We start from the raw sequence: 18,600 nt of genomic DNA, 5'->3' as shown, positions 1-18,600 counted from the left end.
TTTCGACCTGGCCACCCTACCCACTTTCAGCCTGCTGCAACTGGGCGTAGCCCTGCTACTGCTAATAGCTGGCGCCGAATTGATGGTGCGCGCCGCCCTGAGCCTGGCCCAACGCCTGCATGTGAGGCCGCTGATCATCGGTTTGAGCCTGGTAGCCTTCGGCAGTACTGCCCCACAACTGACCGTCAGCCTACAGGCTGCCTATCAGGGCGCGCCCGATGTGGCGGTGGGCAGCGTGATTGGCAGCAACATCTTCAACGTCCTGGTCAGCCTTGGCCTGGCGGCGCTGATCATCCCGTTGCGAGTTTCACGTCAACTGGTGCGCCTGGACATTCCGCTGATGATCCTCGCCAGCGGCTTGGTCTACGCGCTGGCAGCCAATGGTCACCTCGGCCGAGTCGAAGGGTTGCTACTGCTGTTGGCTTTGGCGGGTTACCTGGCCATGCTCTGGCACCAGTCACGCCACTATGCTCGCACCTACCCTGCTCCAGGCGCGCTCACCAGCAGCGCCGGGCGCTTCTGGTCCGGCACACTGCTGCAGGTTGCCTTTGGCCTCGGCCTACTGAGCCTGGCCGGCCATCTGCTGCTGGAAGCGGCGGTCGAGGTGGCGACTGACCTGGGGTTGTCCGAGCGCATCATCGGCCTGACCGTCGTCGCCATCTGCACATCCTTGCCCGAATTGGCTGCAGCACTGATCGCCGCCCTGCGTGGCGAACGTGAAATCGCCGTGGGCACGGTGATCGGCAGTAACTTGTTCAACTTGCTGGCGGTGCTTGGCCTGACGGCGCTGATCACGCCAGAGCCGCTGACCATCTCGCCCAACGCCCTGGGCTTCGACCTGCCGGTGATGCTGGGCGTCGCCGTGCTGAGCCTGCCCGTATTCTATTCCGGATACCGGATCACTCGCGCTGAAGGGCTGGTGTTCCTTTGCCTGTACCTGGCTTACGGGCTGCATGTGGCCGCCTTCACCATGGGCCTGCCATTGGCCGGCCGGCTGGAGCGGTTGATGTTGTTCTATGTGCTGCCGGTGCTCGGACTAGTGCTGCTTTACACCACTGCCCGAGCCTGGCGTCGCCAGCATTAAGCGCGCTAGCCCTGGCGAGCCTTCTTCAAGCGGAACGCCCCGTACAACAGCGCAATCCAGCCAGGAATCAGCATCACCGAAATGCGGATTGGCGGGGTCAGGTACATCACCACCAGAATCAGCACGATGAATGCCAGGCACAGGTAGTTGGTGAACGGGTGCCCCCAGCTCTGATAGAACGGCTTGATACCCGCTGCCAACTTGGCCTTGCGGAATTTCAGGTGGGTGATGCTGATGCTTGCCCAGTTGATCACCAGCGCCGAGACCGCCAGGGCCATCAACAGGCCAAAAGCCTCACCCGGCATCAGGTAGTTGATGAGCACGCACATACCGGTTGCAAACGCCGACACGCCCAGCGCCGTCAGCGGCACGCCGCTGCGACTGACCTTGAGCAGCTGACGCGGCGCATCACCCTGGCTGGCCAGGCCGAATAGCATGCGGCTGTTGGCGTATACGCAGCTGTTGTAGACCGACAGCGCGGCGGTCAGCACCACGATGTTGAGAATCGTCGCGACCAGGTCGCTGTCCAGCTCGTGGAAGATCATCACGAACGGACTACCGCCCTGCACCACCTTCTGCCACGGGTACAGCGACAGCAGCACCGCCAGCGCACCGATATAGAAGATCAGAATGCGGTACACCACCTGGTTGGTTGCCTTGGGGATGCTGTGGCGCGGGTTGTCTGCCTCGGCGGCGGTGATGCCGACCAGCTCCAGGCCTCCGAAGGAAAACATGATCACCGCCAACGCCATGACCAGCCCGGTGACGCCATTGGGGAAGAACCCGCCGTACTGCCACAGGTTGGCGACGCTGGCATCCGGGCCGCCATGGCCACTGGTCAGCAGCCAGGCACCGAAGCCGATCATGCTGACGATAGCCACCACCTTGACCAGTGCGAACCAGAACTCCATCTCGCCGTAGACCTTCACCTGCGTCAGGTTGATGAGATTGATCACCACGAAGAAGATCGCTGCCGTGGCCCAGGTCGGGAACTCTGGCCACCAGTACTGCACGTAGATGCCCACGGCCGTGAGTTCGGCCATGCCCACCAGCACGTACACTACCCAGTAGTTCCAGCCCGAGACAAAGCCGGCGAACTCGCTCCAGTATTGGTGGGCGAAGTGGCTGAAACTGCCCGCGACCGGCTCTTCGACCACCATTTCGCCAAGCTGGCGCATGATGAAGAAGGCCATCAGGCCGGCAATGGCATAGCCCAGCAGCACGGATGGACCGGCCAGCTGGATGGTCTGTGCGATGCCCAGGAACAAGCCGGTCCCGATGGCACCGCCCAGCGCGATCAGCTGGATATGACGATTCTTCAGCCCGCGCTGTAACCGCTCGGGCGTGCTCTGGTCTTGCATGAAGTGTCCTTTAGCTCAGTGAGGCCGTGTTTTTATGATGTTTGCAGTCAAGGATCTAGATCCACCCGCCCCACTGCAAGATGAAAATACCAATGTTGGTGGTGATCGCCGCCATCAGCGTGGTGATCACGATGATCGAGGCGGCCAGCTCATGATTGCCATTGGCCGCCCGGGCCATGACGTAGCTGGCTGCCGCCGTCGGGCTGCCGATGTACAGGAACAGGATGCCCAGCTCGGCCCCACGAAAACCGCAGAGCCAGGCACCGAAGGTGCCAATCAGCGGCAGCCAGACCATCTTCACCAGGCTGGCATCGATGGCCAGCTTGCCACTGTCGCGCAGGGCGGCCAGCGACAAGGTGCCACCGATACAGATCAACGCCAGCGGCAAGGTCATCTGCGCCAGATAGTCACCCGAGGTAAGCAGCCAGTTGGGCAACGGCACCTGGCCGTAGGCCATGGGCGTGGCCACCAGCACGCTGATGATCAGTGGGTTGCTGAAAATGCTCTTGCAGATACTCCACGGGTCGGATTTCAAATCCGGGCTGTACACCGCCAGCACCACCGCCGACAGCGAGTTGTACAGGAGGATCACCAAGCCGGCGAGCACCGCACCCAGGGAGATGCCGTAGTCGCCGTAGAGGCTGGCGGCCAGGGCCAAACCAATTACGCCGTTGTTGCCGCGAAAGGCGCCTTGGGTATAGATGCCTCGGTCGGCCGGCGGGCTGCGCCAGATAGCCAGGCCCCAGGCCACGGCAAAACCGACCAGGGTGGCGGCGACGAAGTAGAGGATGACCTTGGGCTGAACCGCCGTGGCCAGGTCGGCATGGTAGATGCCGAGGAACAACAACGCTGGCATGCAGACGTTGAATACCAGCTGCGAGGCGACGCGGTTGAAGTTGTCGTCGATCAGGTGGATGCGTTTGAGCAGCACGCCCATGAACAGCATGGCGAAGACCGGTGCCGTGATGTTCAGCGTCTGGATAAGAAGGGCAAGCATGCGCAAGCGATCCTGAGGGGGTTGCCGTTAGGGGGCTAATGATACGTCAACGGCTGCGAGTTGCGGGGATCTGGATGCGATAAAGGGAAGTGTCCGACAGTAATGGCCTCTTCGCGGCTGAAGCCGCTCCCACTGGTATTCCACTGTTTCAAGGGCAGTGATAATCCTGTGGGAGCGGCTTCAGCCGCGAAGGGGCCACCACCGATTCAGCGGCGAACCGGCCGCTTCTGCAGCTTGCGCTGCAAGGTCCGCCGGTGCATGCCCAGCGCACGCGCGGTGGCCGAAATATTGCCTTCATGCTCGCCCAGTACGCGCTGGATGTGCTCCCACTGCAGGCGGTCCACCGACATCGGGTTCTCCGGCACCAGGGTGTCCAGGTCGGTGTGCTCAGAGAGCAGCGCCGCCAGCACGTCATCGGCATCAGCCGGTTTGCACAGGTAGTTGCAAGCACCACGCTTGACCGCCTCGACCGCGGTGGCAATGCTCGAGTAACCGGTGAGGATCACTACGCGCATTTCCGGGTCCAGCTCCAGCAGCTTGGGCAGCAGCACCAGACCGGAGTCGCCTTCCATCTTCAGGTCCAGCGTGGCGTAGTCCGGCAGGTCCTGCTGGGCCAGGATCAGGCCTTCTTCGGCAGAACTGGCGGTGCTTACGCGAAAGCCCCGGCGGCTCATGGCACGGGCCATGACCCGGGTGAAGGTGGCATCGTCATCCACCAGCAACAGGTGCGGCAGCTCTTCGCCTTCGACCTGGTTTTCTTCGCTCATCATAGATCTCCTCGCGTGCCATGGGGCAGGCGCAGTTCGGTAAGGGTGCCACCCTGCTCATGACTATAGAGTTTCACCGAGCCGCCCGCACGGGTCACGCTGGCTTTGCTCAGGAACAGGCCCAGGCCGAAGCCTTTGCCCTTGGTGGTAATGAAGGGTTTGCCGATGGCTTCGGCAATGGCCGGCGGTACACCGGGACCATGGTCGCGGATGCTGATGACGATGTCCTGGGCGTCCCAGTCCAGGCGCACTTCCAGATCATCGGGGCAGGCATCGGCGGCATTGTTCAACAGGTTGAGCAGCGCCTGGGTCAGGTCCGGTGGGGGGGTCAGGCGTGGCACCTGGCCGTCGCGCAGACGCTGGAAGCGATAGCTGGCTTCAGGGCGCATCAGGTGCCAACGGTTGAGCGCTTCATCGAGCCACTCGGTGACGTCCTGTTCGACCACTGCCAGGCGCCGGTTTGCTTCGGCGGCGCGCACCAGTTGCTGCAGCGTCTCTTTGCACAGTTTGACCTGGTCCTGGAGGATCTGCAGGTCTTCCTGCAACAGCGGGTCTTTGTGGTCCTGGCGCATTTCGTTGAGCAGCACGCTCATGGTCGCCAGCGGCGTGCCCAGTTCGTGGGCAGCGCCAGCGGCCTGAGTGGCCACGGCCAGCAGCTGTTCGTCGCGCAGGCTCTCTTCGCGGCGTTCGGAGCGCAATTGCTCCTGACGGCGCAGCTCCTCGGCCATGCGTGCGGCAAAGAAGGTGATCACCGCTGCGGCCAGCGCGATGCTCAGCCACATGCCATACACCTGCATCTTGTCCCGCGCCATCGGCAGCCCTTCGAGCGGGTAGAACTGCACCAGCAGCAGGCTGTAGGCGGTCAGGGCGATACCCGAGAGGATCAGCGAATAGAGCCAGGGCAAGGTCACTGCGGCAATCGCCAGCGGCACCAGGTAATAGGAGACGAACGGGTTGGTCGAGCCGCCAGAATAATAAAGCAGGGCACTGTGAATCAGCAGGTCGCAGGCCAGCTGCAGGGCGTATTCAAGCTCGGTGACAGGCAGTGACAGGCGCAGGCGCAAGGCGGTGAAGGCGCACAGCAATGACGAAAGGGCCAATGTCGCAGCCAGCGAGAGCCAGGGCAGGGGCAGCAGTTCGGTCCAGTAGGCAACGCCCACAGAGCCTGCCTGAGCGGCCAGAACCAGAACGCGTATGACAGTCAGGCGCCAGAGGTTCTGGCGGGTAGCGGACAGCGGTTGTGCGGCGGCGAGCATGCGCTCTCCTGATGAGTGCTCCAGAAAAATCGGCTGGAGTATACCGAAGCCGGGTGCCCTGCTGCAGCGATGCGGCAAAGCGCCACACTTTGTCACAGGTTCATGATGGCACTTTTGAACCCACTACACTGATCCCGGTCTGATGGGCCATGCGTGGGATGGATGGCCAGAACCCACGCCTTTTATTGCCAAGGAGTACTACATGCATATCCCTCGTCGCAGCGCTGCCCTGATTCTCTCCTGCGGCCTGCTCGCCAGCCTGCCGGCACTGGCGGCGGATGAGCCGCGCTTCAACCAGGTATCGCTGCGTGCCGAAGTCAGCAAGGAAGTGGCGCGCGACCTGATGGTCGTGACCCTGTATAGCGAAGCCCAGAACACCGACCCGGGCAAGCTTGCCAAAGAAATCACCGAAACCATGAACAAGGCCGTGCAGCAGGCACGCCAGGTCAAGGACGTGAAGATCAGCCAGGGCAGCCGCAACAGCTACCCGGTTTACGATAGCAAAGGCCAGAAGATCACCGGCTGGCGCGAGCGTGCCGAGCTACGCCTGGAAAGCGCCGACTTCCCGGCCCTCTCGCAACTTAGCGCCGATCTGCTGCAAGACCTGAAGATGGGCGGCATGGACTTCTCCATCGCCCCGGCGACCCGCAAGGCCAGCGAGGACGCACTGCTCAAGGATGCAGTCGATGCCTTCAAGGCCCGTGCGCAACTGGCCACCGAAGCGCTGGGGGGCAAGGGCTACAAAGTGGTCAGCCTGAACCTCAACAGCAGCGGTTACCCGCGCCCTTACCTGCGCAGCGCGCCGATGGCGATGAAAGCCATGGGCGCTGATGAAGCGGCGCCAGCGCCGGATATCGAGGCGGGTACCAGTGAAGTCAGCATGAATGCCGATGGGCTGATCGAAGTTCAGATGCCTTAAGCATTCACGGAGTACCTGTGGGAGCGGGCTTGTCCCGCGAAAGTCCCGACGCGCAAGCCCGCTCCCACAGTTTGTACCGATTACGGACGTTTCCTACGCACCAAGACAGCGCTTCCTACCACTTTCCTCCCGCCGAAACATTCCGCATAAAGCCATCATTTAGCCTGCGCAAACGTTCAACTTCGTCGAAAGTTATACGGATGCGACATCCATGTACGCCCGTACTACTTTTCTGGCGCCAACTATCCTTCTGAGTGTTGCAATGGGAACACCCCCTGCATAAGTATCCGCAGGTCGGCTCACGAGGCCACCTCAATCCAAAAATGACAACAATGAGGCCACCATGCTCAAACACGCAGTCATTCCGTTCCTGCTCGGCGCGGGCTTGTTCACTGGCGCCCCGATTGCCCACGCCGCGTCCAACCTGGTGTTCTGCTCCGAAGGCAGTCCGGCCGGCTTCGACCCGGGGCAATACACCACCGGAACCGACTTCGATGCCTCGGCAGAGACCGTGTTCAACCGCCTGACCCAATTCGAACGGGGCGGCACCGCCGTCATCCCGGGCCTGGCGACCAAGTGGGAAATGTCCGACGACGGCAAGACCTACACCTTCCACCTCCGTGAAGGCGTGAAATTCCACACTACCGACTACTTCAAGCCCACCCGCACCTTCAACGCCGACGACGTGCTGTTCACCTTCAACCGCATGCTCGACAAGAACCACCCGTTCCGTAAGGCGTACCCCACCGAGTTCCCCTACTTCACCGACATGGGCATGGACAAGAACATCGCCAAGGTGGAGAAAATCGACGAGCACACCGTCAAGTTCAGCCTCAATGAAGTGGACGCCGCGTTCATCCAGAACCTGGCCATGAGCTTCGCCTCCGTGCAGTCGGCCGAGTACGCCGACCAGTTGCTCAAGGACGGCAAGGCCGCCGACATCAACCAGAAACCGATCGGCACCGGCCCGTTCGTCTTTAGCAAGTACCAGAAAGACGCGCAGATCCGCTTCAAGGGCAACGAGGATTACTGGAAGCCTGAGGACGTGAAGATCGACAACCTGATCTTCGCCATCACCACCGACGCCTCGGTGCGCATGCAGAAACTGAAGAAGAACGAGTGCCAGGTCACGCTGTTCCCGCGCCCGGCCGACATCGAGCCGCTCAAGGCCGAGAAGAACCTGCAGATGCCGCAACAGGCCGGTTTCAACCTCGGCTACATCGCCTACAACGTGATGGACAAGATCAAGGGCAGCAACGAGCCCAACCCCATGGCCAAGCTCGAAGTGCGCCAGGCACTGGACATGGCCGTCGACAAGAAGAAGATCATCGAGTCGGTCTACCAGGGGGCCGGCCAGCTGGCGGTCAACGGCATGCCCCCGACCCAGTGGTCCTATGACGACAGCATCAAGGATGCCGCCTACGATCCGGAGAAAGCCAAGCAGCTGCTCAAGCAAGCCGGCATCAAGGAAGGCACCGAGATCACCCTGTGGGCCATGCCGGTGCAACGCCCGTATAACCCAAATGCCAAGCTGATGGCCGAGATGCTGCAATCCGACTGGGCCAAGATCGGCATCAAGGCGAAGATCGTCAGTTACGAGTGGGGCGAGTACATCAAGCGCTCCAAGGGCGGCGAACAGGGTGCCATGCTGATTGGCTGGAGCGGTGACAACGGTGACCCGGACAACTGGCTGGGCACCCTGTACGGCTGCGATGCCATTGATGGCAACAACTTCTCCAAGTGGTGCTACAAGCCCTACGACGACCTGATCAAGCAGGCCAAGGCCACGCCGGACCAGACCAAGCGCACCGAGCTGTACAAGCAGGCGCAGCACATCCTCAAGGAACAGGTGCCGATCACGCCGATCGCCCACTCCACGGTCTACCAGCCGATGAGTGCCAAGGTGAAGGACTTCAAGATCAGCCCGTTCGCGCTGAACGCTTTCTACGGCGTCAGCGTGGAGAAGTAACACCGGGCCACTCACCGCCATTCTCCTGAACGACACCCACCCCGACGCTACCCGCGCCGGGGCTGGGGCCACTGTTGCCGCAATTCGTACCCCGACGCGGCAAAACAGACGGAAAAGGATTTGCCATGCGCCATACCCAACTGTTTTCGACCCTGCTCGCCGCGGGCCTGCTGACCCAGGTCTGCGTTGCCCAGGCCAAAAACCTGGTGTTCTGCTCGGAAGGCAGCCCAGCCGGTTTCGACACCGCCCAGTACACCAGTGCCACCGACAACGATGCAGCAGAACCGCTCTACAACCGCCTGGTGGAGTTTGAACGCGGCGGCACGGCGGTACACCCGGCTCTGGCGAGCAAATGGGAAGTATCCGACGATGGCTTGCGTTACACCTTCCACTTGCGCGAAGGCGTGAAGTTCCACGCCAACAAGGCCTTCACGCCAAGCCGCGACTTCAACGCCGAAGACGTGCTGTTCACCTTCAACCGCATGCTCGACAAGGGCCACCCGTTCCGTCTGGCCTACCCCACCGAGTTCCCTTATTTCGTCAGCATGGGCCTGGACAAGAACATCGCTCGCGTGGAAAAAACTGCTCCGTTGACCGTGGTATTCACCCTCAACAAGGTCGATGCCGCGTTCATCCAGAACCTCGCCATGAGCTTCGCCTCCATTCTTTCCGCCGAGTACGCCGAACAACTGATGGCGGGCGGGCGCCCCAGCGATATCAACCAGCAGCCGATTGGCACCGGCCCATTCGTGTTCCAGCGTTACCAAAAAGACTCGCAGATCCGCTTCAAGGGCAACAAAGCCTACTGGGCGCCAGATGAAGTGAAGATCGACAACCTGGTGTTCTCGATCAACACCGACCCTTCAGTGCGCATCCAGAAGCTGCGCCGCAACGAATGCCAGGTCACCTTGCACCCGCGCCCGGCCGACCTGTCGGCGCTCAGGGCAGATAGCAAGCTGCAAGTGCTGCAGCAACCGGGTTTCAACCTTGGCTACATCGCCTACAACACCCAGCATCCGCCGTTCGACCGCCTGGAAGTGCGCCAGGCCATGGACATGGCGGTGAACAAGCAGGCGATCCTGCAGGCGGTTTATCAAGACTCCGGGCAGCTGGCGGTCAACGCCATGCCGCCGACCCAGTGGTCCTACGACAAAACCCTCAAGGACGCACCTTACGACCCGGCAAAGGCCAAGCAGTTGCTTGAACAGGCCGGGGTCAAGCAGGGCACCGAAGTCACCCTATGGGCCATGCCCGTTCAGCGCCCGTACAACCCCAACGCCAAGCTCATGGCCGAGATGCTCCAGGCCGACTGGAGCAAGCTCGGCTTCAAGGTGCGCATCGTCAGCTACGAATGGGGCGAGTACCTCAAACGCATGAAAAGTGGCGAGCACGACATCGCCCTGATTGGCTGGACCGGCGACAACGGTGACCCCGACAACTGGCTCGGCACCCTCTACAACTGCGATGCGATCGGCAGCAACAACTACTCGCTGTGGTGCGATCCGCAGTACGACAGCCTGGTCAAGCAGGCCAAGCAAGTCACCGACCGCGACCAGCGCACCGCGCTGTACCAGCAGGCTCAGCAGCGCCTCAAGCAGCAGGTGCCAATTACCCCGGTGGCGCATTCCACGGTCAACCAGCCGCTGAGCATCAAGGTGGCGGATTTCAAGGTAAGCCCCTTTGGCCGCAATGATTTTTCCGGTGTCAGTGTTGATTAAGCGCTGATCAGTGCCGCCCTCTTCGCGGGGCAAGCCCGCTCCCACAGGCTTACTCGATACCTCTGTGGGAGCGGGCTTGCCCCGCGAAAGGGCCGGCACTGGCAAAACATTTCCCCTGATTAGCCCGGCAACCCCGAGCAACCCAGGCAACACCGCAGCAAACAACCCGGCCCACAAGGCCGGGCAATAACTAAAAGAAGAGAAAGGGAGCTTTAACCTTGAGACCATTCACCCTCAGCGCACTGGCGTTATCCATCGGTACCTTCTGCACCATGGCCCAGGCCGAGACCCAGAGCCAGGACTTCGTGCCGTTCAGCCTCAAAGGCAGCAGCGAACAAAGCGAAGCCACAGGCTTCATCGACGGCCAGAGCCTGTCCGGCAGCACCCGCAACTGGTACGCCCGCGAACGCGCCACCCGCGCCCCACTGTGGAAGTACTACAAGAGCGACGGCAGCCGCCATGACACCCACAGCCGTGACAACTGGCTGCAAGGCACCATCCTCAACTACAGCTCGGGCTTCACCCAAGGCACCGTCGGCTTTGCCGTCGAGGCCGCCGGCTACAACGCCATCGCCCTGGAGCAAGGCCGCGCCGCAGTCGCCGGCCCCAACAACCGCACCCTGACCCACAGCGACGGCGACCCCATCGGCCAATGGAGCAAGATGGGCCTGGCCAACGTCAAGGCGCGGGTGTCCAACACCACCCTGACCGTCGGCCGCCAGTCGGTGGACACGCCGATGATCGCCTTCATTGGCAACCGTGCGCTGCCTTCGAGTTTCCAAGGTGCGTTCCTGCACAGTGCTGAATTCGACAATCTGTCGTTCGACCTGGGTACCTTCGACCGCGTCTCGCCACGTACCGAGCAAAGCCTCAGCAAGTTCCGCACGGAGTACGGCGCCGCAGGCGTTGAAACCGACCGCGCCAGCACCACCGGGATCAACTACCAGCCCTTCAAGAGCCTGACCACCAGCCTGTACGCGACCAAGGTCGACGACTTCTGGAACCAGTACTACTTCGGCGCCAACCACGTGCTGGGCGACAGCGCGGTGCTGAGCCTGAGCACCGGCCTGAACTACTACAAGACGGTGGACGAAGGCAGCAAAAAGATGGGCGAGATCGACAACGACACCTACAGCCTGTCGTTCGGCCTGACCCACCAGGCCCACACCCTCAGCGCCTCATGGCAGCAAGTCAACGGCAACGAATACTTCGACTACCTGCACGAAACCAACGGCATCTACCTGGCCAACTCGCTGCTCTCGGACTTCAACGGCCCGAACGAGAAATCCCTGCAGATTTCCTACGTGCTGAACATGGCGCCGTACGGGGTGCCGGGCCTGAAGTTCAACCTGTACAACGCACGCGGCTGGGGCATCGACGGCACCCACTACCGTGGCACTGCCTACGACGTCGCCGGCATGGACGGCGAAACCCACTACGAGTGGGGCATCGGCACCAGCTATGCAGTACAGAGTGGCCCGCTGAAGGACACCAGCATCCGCGCCACCTACACCGCGCACCGCGCCAGCAAGGCCCAGGCCGATGGCAGCCTGGACGAGCTGCGCATCGTCACCACCATTCCATTCAACATTCTCTGACCGCTGGCGCCTGGGCCCGCCTCATCGCAGGCCCAGGCGGCTACGCTGGAATCAACGCAAGCAGGGAGTACCCATGAAATCGCTACCGCTCCGCGCTGCCCTGGCAGCGGTCATCCTCGGCGCCGCCGGCAACCTGGCGGCCAAGCCGCTTGTGGTATGCACCGAAGCCAGCCCAGAAGGCTTCGACATCGTCCAGTACACCACGGCGGTCACCGCCGATGCCTCCGCCGAAACGGTGTTCAACCGCCTGGTCGACTTCAAGCCCGGCACCACCGATATCGAGCCAGCCCTTGCCGAACGCTGGGACATCTCCGCCGATGGCCTGACCTACACCTTCCACTTGCGCCAGGGTGTGAAGTTTCACACCACCGACTACTTCAAGCCGACCCGCGACTTTAACGCCGACGACGTGCTGTGGAGCCTGCGTCGCCAGCTCGACCCGAAGCACCCGTGGCACGACAAGACCAGCGTCGGCTACCCCTATTTCGAGAGCATGGCCTTCAAGGACCTGCTCAAGTCGGTGGACAAGACCGACGACCACACCGTGGTGATCACCCTCACCCGCCCGGAAGCGCCGTTCCTGCGTGACATGGCCATGGCCTTCACCTCGATCTACTCCGCCGAGTACGGCGACCAGTTGCTCAAGGCCGGCAAGACCGGCGACCTCAACAGCAAACCGATCGGCACCGGCGCGTTCATCTTCCAGCGCTACAACAAGGACGCTCAGGTGCGTTTCAAGGCCAACCCGGACTATTTCCGCGGCAAGCCACCGGCCGACACGCTGGTGTTCGCCATCGCCACCGACAGCAACGTACGCCTGCAGAAACTGCGCGCCAACGAATGCCAGATTGCCTTGTATCCCAAACCGGATGACGTGCCCTCGATCAAGACCGATGCCAGGTTGAAAGTCGCCGAGATCGAAGCCCTGGTCACCGGCTACATCGCCATGAACACCGAACACAAGTACCTCAGCGACGTGCGCGTGCGCAAAGCCATCAATATGGCCTTCGACCGCCAGACCCACGTCGACCAGCTGTTCGGCAAGGGCAACGCGCAGGTCGGGGTCAACCCCTACCCACCAACCATGATCGGGTACAACAACGACAACCAGAATCCGCCCCACGACCTGGCAAAGGCCCGTGAACTGCTCAAGCAGGCTGGCGTACCGGAAGGCACGGTAATCACCCTGTTCACCCGCAACGGCGGCGGCCCGACCAACCCCAACCCTCGCCTGTCCGCCGAGATGCTCCAAGCGGACCTGGCCAAGATCGGCTTGAAGCTGGATATCCGGGTGATGGAGTGGGCCGAGATGCTGCGCCGCGCGAAAAAGGGCGAGGCGGACCTGGTGTCCACCGGCTGGGCCGGCGACAACGGCGACCCGGACAACTTCCTCAGCCCTTTGCTCAGCTGCGACGCCGCGAAAAGTGGCGAGAACTACGCGCGCTGGTGCAACTCGAAATTCCAGGAGCTGATCACCCGCGCCCGCGAGGTGATCGACAACGACGAGCGCGCAAGGCTCTATGCCCAGGCTTTGAAGGTGTACGATGACGATCAACCCTGGATCAGCATGGCGCATCCGAAGATGTTCACTGCCATGCGTGACAACGTGGAGGGGTATGTAATCAACCCTCTGACCAACAACAACTTCGCCACCACCAAGGTGAAGTAGAACAACAACGATCGCCGGCAACCCACACGGGCACCGGCGGCACCGCCGCACAACGGCTGATGAGGTAACCCCGACAATGTTGAGTTTTATTGCCCGGCGCCTGGGCCTGCTGATTCCGACTTTCTTCGGTATCACCTTGCTGACCTTCGCGCTCATACGCCTGATCCCCGGCGACCCGGTGGAAGTGATGATGGGCGAGCGCAGGGTCGACCCGGAAATGCACGCCCAGGCCATGGAGCGCCTGGGCCTGAACAAGCCGCTGCCGGTCCAGTACCTGGATTACGTCGGCAAGCTCGCCCAGGGTGACCTGGGCGAATCGCTGCGCACCCGCGAAAGCGTGTGGAGCGAGTTCCTCACCCTGTTCCCCGCCACCCTGGAACTGGCGTTCGCCGCGTTGCTGTTCGCCGGCATCGTCGGCTTGCTGGCCGGGGTGATCGCCGCACTCAAGCGCGGCTCGCTGTTCGACCACGGGGTCATGGGGATTTCCCTGGCCGGCTATTCGATGCCGATCTTCTGGTGGGGCCTGATCCTGATCATGTTCTTCTCGGTCAGCCTGGGCTGGACCCCGGTGTCAGGGCGCATCGACCTGCTCTACGACATCGAGCCGAAAACCGGCTTCATGCTCATCGACACCCTGCTCAGCGATGAAGAAGGCGCCTTCAAGGACGCGGTGATGCACCTGATCCTGCCGGCCATCGTGCTCGGCACCATCCCGCTGGCGGTGATCGCCCGCATGACCCGCTCGTCGATGCTCGAAGTGCTGCGCGAGGACTACATCCGCACCGCTCGCGCCAAGGGCCTGTCGCCGGCCCGCGTGGTGTTCGTGCATGGCTTGCGCAATGCGCTGATCCCGGTGCTGACAGTGTTCGGCCTGCAGGTCGGCACGCTGCTGGCCGGTGCCGTGCTCACCGAAACCATCTTTTCCTGGCCGGGCATCGGCAAATGGCTGATCGAAGCCATCGGTGCTCGTGACTACCCCGTGGTCCAGAACGGCATCCTGTTGATCGCCTGCCTGGTGATCCTGGTCAACTTCGTCGTGGACATCCTCTACGGCCTGGCCAACCCACGCATCCGTCATCAGCGCTGAGGCCTTCGCCATGACTAGCCCTATTCCGAAATCCGTCACGCCGGCCAGCCCGGTGGACCAAAGCCTGCTCTACCCCTCGCCGTACAAAGAATTCTGGCACGCCTTCGCGCAAAACAAGGGCGCGGTGATGGGCCTGGCGTTCATGTGCGTGGTGGTGTTCTGCGCGCTGTTCGCGCCGTGGGTCGCACCGCATGACCCCAGCGAGCAGTACCGCGACTTCCTGCTGACGCCCCCGGTGTGGCTCGAAGGTGGCACCTGGCAGTTCATCCTCGGCACCGACGAACTCGGCCGCGACCTGCTCTCGCGGCTGATCCAGGGTGCGCGGCTGTCGCTGCTGATCGGCCTGTCGTCGGTGGTGATGTCGCTGATCCCAGGTATCTTCCTGGGCCTGCTGGCCGGGTTCTTCCCCAACTTCATCGGCCCGTCGATCATGCGCCTGATGGACGTGATGCTGGCCCTGCCCTCGCTGCTGCTGGCCGTGGCGATCGTCGCCATCCTCGGCCCTGGCCTGATCAACACGGTGATCGCCATCGCCATCGTCTCCTTGCCGTCCTACGTGCGCCTGACCCGCGCTGCGGTAATGGGCGAGCTGAACCGCGACTACGTCACCGCCGCACGCCTGGCCGGTGCCGGTCTGCCTCGGCTGATGTTCGTCACCGTGTTGCCCAACTGCATGGCGCCGCTGATCGTGCAGGCGACCTTGAGCTTCTCCTCGGCCATCCTCGACGCCGCCGCCCTGGGTTTCCTGGGCCTGGGCGTGCAACCGCCGACGCCGGAATGGGGCACCATGCTGGCCTCCGCGCGTGACTACATCGAGCGCGCCTGGTGGGTAGTGAGCCTGCCTGGCCTGACCATCTTGCTCAGTGTGCTGGCAATCAACCTGATGGGCGACGGCCTGCGCGATGCGCTGGACCCGAAACTCAAGAACGCCGCCTGAGGAGAACGCCATGTCACTGTTGCAGATAGACAACCTGAACGTGCGCTTCGGCGACGCCAATGCCGTACCGGTGGTGGACGGCCTGGACCTGGCGGTGGACGCCGGGGAAATCCTGGCCATCGTCGGCGAATCCGGCTCGGGCAAATCCGTCACCATGATGGCCCTGATGGGCCTGATCGACGCCCCCGGGCGGATCACCGCCGACGCGCTCACCTTCGACGGCATCGACATGCTCAAGCTCAGCGGCCGTCAGCGGCGCAAGGTGGTGGGCAAGGACATCGCCATGATCTTCCAGGACCCGATGACCGCGCTCAATCCGAGCTATACCGTGGGCTTTCAGATTGAAGAAGTGCTGCGCCAGCACCTGGGCCTGAAGGGCAAGGCGGCGCGCCAGCGTGCGCTGGAGTTGCTTAAAAAAGTTGAAATACCAGCCGCCGAAAGCCGCCTGGACGCTTACCCGCACCAATTGTCCGGCGGCATGAGCCAGCGCGTGGCGATTGCCATGGCCATTGCCGGTGAGCCCAAGCTGTTGATCGCCGACGAACCAACCACGGCCCTCGACGTGACCATCCAGGCGCAGATCATGGAGCTGCTGGTGAACCTGCAGAAGGAGCGCAACATGGCGCTCATCCTGATCACCCACGACCTCGCCGTGGTCGCCGAAACGGCCAAGCGCGTCTGCGTGATGTACGCAGGCCAGGCGGTGGAAGTGGGCCAGGTGCCAGAACTGTTCGACGTGCCGGCACACCCGTACAGCGAAGCATTGCTGGCGGCGATCCCCGAGCACAGCATCGGCGCCGAGCGCCTGGCTACCCTGCCCGGCATCGTCCCCGGTCGTTACGACCGCCCCAACGGCTGCCTGCTGTCGCCCCGCTGCCCGTACGTGCAGGACAACTGCCGGCGCCAGCGCCCGGCCCTTGAGCCTCAGGCCCACAGCCTGGTGCGTTGCTTCTACCCGCTGAACCAGGAGGTGGCGTGATGGCCGTCGTACTTACCGCGCGGGAGCTGACCCGGCATTACGAAGTGTCACGCGGGCTGTTCAAGGGTCACGCCCTGGTGCGCGCGCTCAATGGCGTGTCGTTCGAACTGGAGGCTGGCAAGACCCTGGCCGTGGTCGGTGAATCCGGCTGCGGCAAATCGACCCTGGCGCGGGCCCTGACGCTGATCGAGGAGCCGTCTTCTGGCTCGTTGCAGATCGATGGCACTGAGGTCAAAGGCGCCAGCAAGAGCGAGCGCAAGCAGCTACGCCGCGACGTACAAATGGTGTTCCAGAGCCCGTACGCCTCGCTCAACCCACGACAGAAGATCGGCGACCAACTGGCCGAGCCGCTGCTGATCAACACCGCACTGAGCAAGACCGAGCGCCGTGACAAAGTGCAGAAAATGATGGAGCAGGTCGGCCTGCGCCCTGAGCATTACCAGCGCTACCCGCACATGTTCTCCGGTGGTCAGCGCCAGCGGATTGCCCTGGCACGGGCGATGATGCTGCAGCCGAAAGTGCTGGTGGCGGACGAACCCACTTCGGCGTTGGACGTGTCTATTCAGGCGCAGGTGCTGAACCTGTTCATGGACCTGCAGAAGGAGTTCAACACGGCCTATGTGTTCATCTCGCACAACCTGGCGGTGGTGCGGCATGTGGCGGACCAGGTGCTGGTGATGTACCTGGGGCGGCCGGCGGAGATGGGGCCGAAAGAAGATATCTACGAGAAGCCGCTGCACCCGTATACCCAGGCGCTGCTGTCGGCGACACCGGCGATTCACCCGGACCCGTTGAAGCCGAAGATTCGTATTGCGGGTGAGCTGCCCAACCCGCTGAATCCGCCGGATGGGTGTGCGTTTCACAAGCGGTGCCCGTATGCGACGGAGCGGTGCGGCATAGAAGTGCCGGCGTTTCGGCAGGTCGGAACTCGGCAAGTCGCCTGTCATTACGCCGAGCAGTTTCTCTAGCTAAGTTTAACCTTCTTCGCGGGCAAGCCCGCTCCCACAGGTTCCCGCACAATTGAATACTGCGGCTAACCTGTGGGAGCGGGCTTGCCCGCGAAGGGGCGCAAAGCGCCCCCAACAACCTCAATGCATGAATATCGCGATCAGGATAATCACCGGAATCGGCACCCCAATCATCCACAGAAGTATCGAGCGCATGATGTTTCTCCTTACTCAACGTTGAACGGTACGACGCGCGGTGTAACCCACTTCCTGCCCTTCCAGCCATTGCACGCGGTCACGCTGACGGCCACCGTACAGCGCAGCCAGGCTGGCGAAGAACGCCCCACACAACAGCGCAACGAAGGTCCACAGCGCGGTCCATGCCGCTACCTTGGCTGCCGTATCGGCAGCTTGCTGCGCCTGAACTTTGGCTTGTTGAACCTGAGCGAACACCTGGTCCACTCGAGCTTCGGCCTCGGGCTGGCTCAGACGAGTGCGCTGCGCAACCAGTTGCGCCAGATAGGCGCGGTCGCCTTCGGCAAGCGTTCCCTGGGTGATGGACCTGGCAATGATCCGCGCCGCTACCCCATTGGCCGCGTCATCGCTGACTGCGGCCGGGCCGTCGCTACGGAACAGGCTGTCGACGAAATAGGCATTTTGGTCAGGTTTGGGTGCCATGCTCGCTGCAGCCCCTACGGCGCTCGCGCCGGCCTGCACTCCGGCACTGGCAATGCCACCGGCGGTGCTGACGATCAACATGGCCGCCACCAAGGTGGCCACCGCCCAGGAGAGAAAGCCGTGGGCCGTGTCGCGGAAGTACACTTCATCGCCGTGCAGGTTGGCCCATTTCACCCGCAGCCGACCGGCAATATAGCCGCCGAGGCCAGACGCGAGAATCTGAGTCAACAACAGCCAGATGATTGTCGAAATACCCAACGCCTTGGCGCTGGCGCCTTCGTTGGCCCAGGGCGAGGTGGCGGCAAAGCCAAGCCCTGCACCGAGCACCACGAGAATCAGTGAAAGGGACGCCGCCGCAGCGGCACCGGCAAAGATCGCCGCCCATGACACGCCGGAGCGTGACTGAGTATCGGCATAGGGGTAATCGGCAGAAGGGATCATGATGGGTTCGCCTATGTAGTGAGCAACAGGTCCTGGTCGCATGATCATCGGTGCAGGCGCTGTGCCAGATGTGTCAAAAAATGACATGTCGGAAAATCAATGAGTTAGCCGATGACACGGTCCTAGGATCGTGCAAAACACCCGGATTGATGATTGAGGCTCAGGGTTTATGCACTATCTGCCGGCCTCTTTG

15 protein-coding genes are annotated in these 18,600 nt (G+C 62.4%); 10 read left to right on the top strand and 5 right to left on the bottom strand.

Annotated elements, in window-relative coordinates:
- The first annotated feature begins 40 nt into the window (after positions 1–40).
- Entirely contained in the window at positions 41–1,084 is a 1,044-nt protein-coding gene (locus tag ACZ6YA_RS06150; protein ID WP_465896452.1) for a calcium/sodium antiporter, read from the top strand.
- Positions 1,085–1,089: 5 nt separating this feature from the next.
- Here the strand turns inward: ACZ6YA_RS06150 and ACZ6YA_RS06145 are convergent, their stop codons facing one another.
- The 4 genes from ACZ6YA_RS06145 to ACZ6YA_RS06130 form a co-directional block, all read right to left on the bottom strand.
- Positions 1,090–2,445, bottom strand: coding sequence for an amino acid permease (locus ACZ6YA_RS06145; RefSeq protein WP_465896253.1), 1,356 nt, complete (start codon positions 2,443–2,445; stop codon positions 1,090–1,092).
- 55 nt (positions 2,446–2,500) lie between these two features.
- Positions 2,501–3,442, bottom strand: coding sequence for an AEC family transporter (locus ACZ6YA_RS06140; protein ID WP_465896252.1), 942 nt, complete (start codon positions 3,440–3,442; stop codon positions 2,501–2,503).
- Positions 3,443–3,648: 206 nt separating this feature from the next.
- Entirely contained in the window at positions 3,649–4,209 is a 561-nt protein-coding gene (locus tag ACZ6YA_RS06135; RefSeq protein ID WP_465896251.1) for a response regulator transcription factor, read from the bottom strand.
- A complete protein-coding gene (locus tag ACZ6YA_RS06130) occupies positions 4,209–5,465 on the bottom strand; it encodes an ATP-binding protein (RefSeq protein WP_465896250.1) in 1,257 nt (418 codons plus the stop codon). The genes ACZ6YA_RS06135 and ACZ6YA_RS06130 overlap by 1 nt, the downstream gene beginning before the upstream one ends.
- 202 nt (positions 5,466–5,667) lie before the next feature.
- On the opposite strand from ACZ6YA_RS06130, the gene ACZ6YA_RS06125 reads away from it, so the two are divergent.
- The 9 genes from ACZ6YA_RS06125 (at position 5,668) to ACZ6YA_RS06085 (ending at position 17,309) form a co-directional block, all read left to right on the top strand.
- Positions 5,668–6,384: an SIMPL domain-containing protein gene (locus ACZ6YA_RS06125; protein WP_465896249.1), complete on the top strand. Its 717-nt coding sequence runs from the start codon at positions 5,668–5,670 to the stop codon at positions 6,382–6,384.
- 343 nt (positions 6,385–6,727) lie between these two features.
- Positions 6,728–8,353: an ABC transporter substrate-binding protein gene (locus tag ACZ6YA_RS06120; protein ID WP_465896248.1), complete on the top strand. Its 1,626-nt coding sequence runs from the start codon at positions 6,728–6,730 to the stop codon at positions 8,351–8,353.
- A 125-nt stretch (positions 8,354–8,478) separates the two neighbouring features.
- A complete protein-coding gene (locus ACZ6YA_RS06115) occupies positions 8,479–10,071 on the top strand; it encodes an ABC transporter substrate-binding protein (RefSeq protein ID WP_465896246.1) in 1,593 nt (530 codons plus the stop codon).
- Between the two features lie 218 nt (positions 10,072–10,289).
- Entirely contained in the window at positions 10,290–11,669 is a 1,380-nt protein-coding gene (locus ACZ6YA_RS06110) for an OprD family porin (protein WP_465896243.1), read from the top strand.
- A 73-nt stretch (positions 11,670–11,742) separates the two neighbouring features.
- Complete coding sequence (locus ACZ6YA_RS06105) at positions 11,743–13,338, top strand: ABC transporter substrate-binding protein (RefSeq protein WP_465896241.1); 1,596 nt, start codon at positions 11,743–11,745, stop codon at positions 13,336–13,338.
- 76 nt (positions 13,339–13,414) lie between these two features.
- The gene (locus ACZ6YA_RS06100; RefSeq protein WP_012316108.1) at positions 13,415–14,425 is read left to right on the top strand and encodes an ABC transporter permease subunit; all 1,011 of its coding nucleotides are present in this window, start codon (positions 13,415–13,417) and stop codon (positions 14,423–14,425) included.
- A gap of 10 nt (positions 14,426–14,435) precedes the next feature.
- On the top strand, positions 14,436–15,362 hold the full coding sequence (locus tag ACZ6YA_RS06095) for an ABC transporter permease subunit (RefSeq protein WP_465896239.1): 927 nt from the start codon (positions 14,436–14,438) through the stop codon (positions 15,360–15,362).
- A 10-nt stretch (positions 15,363–15,372) separates the two neighbouring features.
- Positions 15,373–16,341, top strand: a complete 969-nt coding sequence (locus tag ACZ6YA_RS06090; RefSeq protein WP_465896237.1) for an ABC transporter ATP-binding protein — start codon at positions 15,373–15,375, stop codon at positions 16,339–16,341.
- Positions 16,341–17,309 (top strand): peptide ABC transporter ATP-binding protein, encoded by a 969-nt coding sequence (locus tag ACZ6YA_RS06085; RefSeq protein ID WP_465896236.1) that lies wholly within the window; start codon positions 16,341–16,343, stop codon positions 17,307–17,309. Before ACZ6YA_RS06090 ends, ACZ6YA_RS06085 begins: the two co-directional genes overlap by 1 nt.
- Before the next feature lie 210 nt (positions 17,310–17,519).
- Here ACZ6YA_RS06085 and ACZ6YA_RS06080 read toward each other — a convergent pair whose 3' ends face one another.
- Positions 17,520–18,407, bottom strand: a complete 888-nt coding sequence (locus ACZ6YA_RS06080; RefSeq protein ID WP_465896235.1) for a hypothetical protein — start codon at positions 18,405–18,407, stop codon at positions 17,520–17,522.
- Between the last annotated feature and the right edge of the window lie 193 nt (positions 18,408–18,600).

Source organism: Pseudomonas sp. NPDC090752, from assembly GCF_055584805.1.
This window is presented reverse-complemented; position numbering and strand designations above follow the sequence as displayed.

What these genes read in the sequence shown, in the direction of transcription:
- ACZ6YA_RS06145 (WP_465896253.1), bottom strand. Translation starts at nt 2,445, where the DNA reads ATGCAAGACCAGAGCACGCCCGAGCGGTTACAGCGCGGGCTGAAGAAT.
- ACZ6YA_RS06140 (WP_465896252.1), bottom strand. Translation starts at nt 3,442, where the DNA reads ATGCTTGCCCTTCTTATCCAGACGCTGAACATCACGGCACCGGTCTTC.
- ACZ6YA_RS06135 (WP_465896251.1), bottom strand. Translation starts at nt 4,209, where the DNA reads ATGAGCGAAGAAAACCAGGTCGAAGGCGAAGAGCTGCCGCACCTGTTG.
- ACZ6YA_RS06130 (WP_465896250.1), bottom strand. Translation starts at nt 5,465, where the DNA reads ATGCTCGCCGCCGCACAACCGCTGTCCGCTACCCGCCAGAACCTCTGG.
- ACZ6YA_RS06125 (WP_465896249.1), top strand. Translation starts at nt 5,668, where the DNA reads ATGCATATCCCTCGTCGCAGCGCTGCCCTGATTCTCTCCTGCGGCCTG.
- ACZ6YA_RS06120 (WP_465896248.1), top strand. Translation starts at nt 6,728, where the DNA reads ATGCTCAAACACGCAGTCATTCCGTTCCTGCTCGGCGCGGGCTTGTTC.
- ACZ6YA_RS06115 (WP_465896246.1), top strand. Translation starts at nt 8,479, where the DNA reads ATGCGCCATACCCAACTGTTTTCGACCCTGCTCGCCGCGGGCCTGCTG.
- ACZ6YA_RS06105 (WP_465896241.1), top strand. Translation starts at nt 11,743, where the DNA reads ATGAAATCGCTACCGCTCCGCGCTGCCCTGGCAGCGGTCATCCTCGGC.
- ACZ6YA_RS06100 (WP_012316108.1), top strand. Translation starts at nt 13,415, where the DNA reads ATGTTGAGTTTTATTGCCCGGCGCCTGGGCCTGCTGATTCCGACTTTC.
- ACZ6YA_RS06095 (WP_465896239.1), top strand. Translation starts at nt 14,436, where the DNA reads ATGACTAGCCCTATTCCGAAATCCGTCACGCCGGCCAGCCCGGTGGAC.
- ACZ6YA_RS06090 (WP_465896237.1), top strand. Translation starts at nt 15,373, where the DNA reads ATGTCACTGTTGCAGATAGACAACCTGAACGTGCGCTTCGGCGACGCC.
- ACZ6YA_RS06085 (WP_465896236.1), top strand. Translation starts at nt 16,341, where the DNA reads ATGGCCGTCGTACTTACCGCGCGGGAGCTGACCCGGCATTACGAAGTG.
- ACZ6YA_RS06080 (WP_465896235.1), bottom strand. Translation starts at nt 18,407, where the DNA reads ATGATCCCTTCTGCCGATTACCCCTATGCCGATACTCAGTCACGCTCC.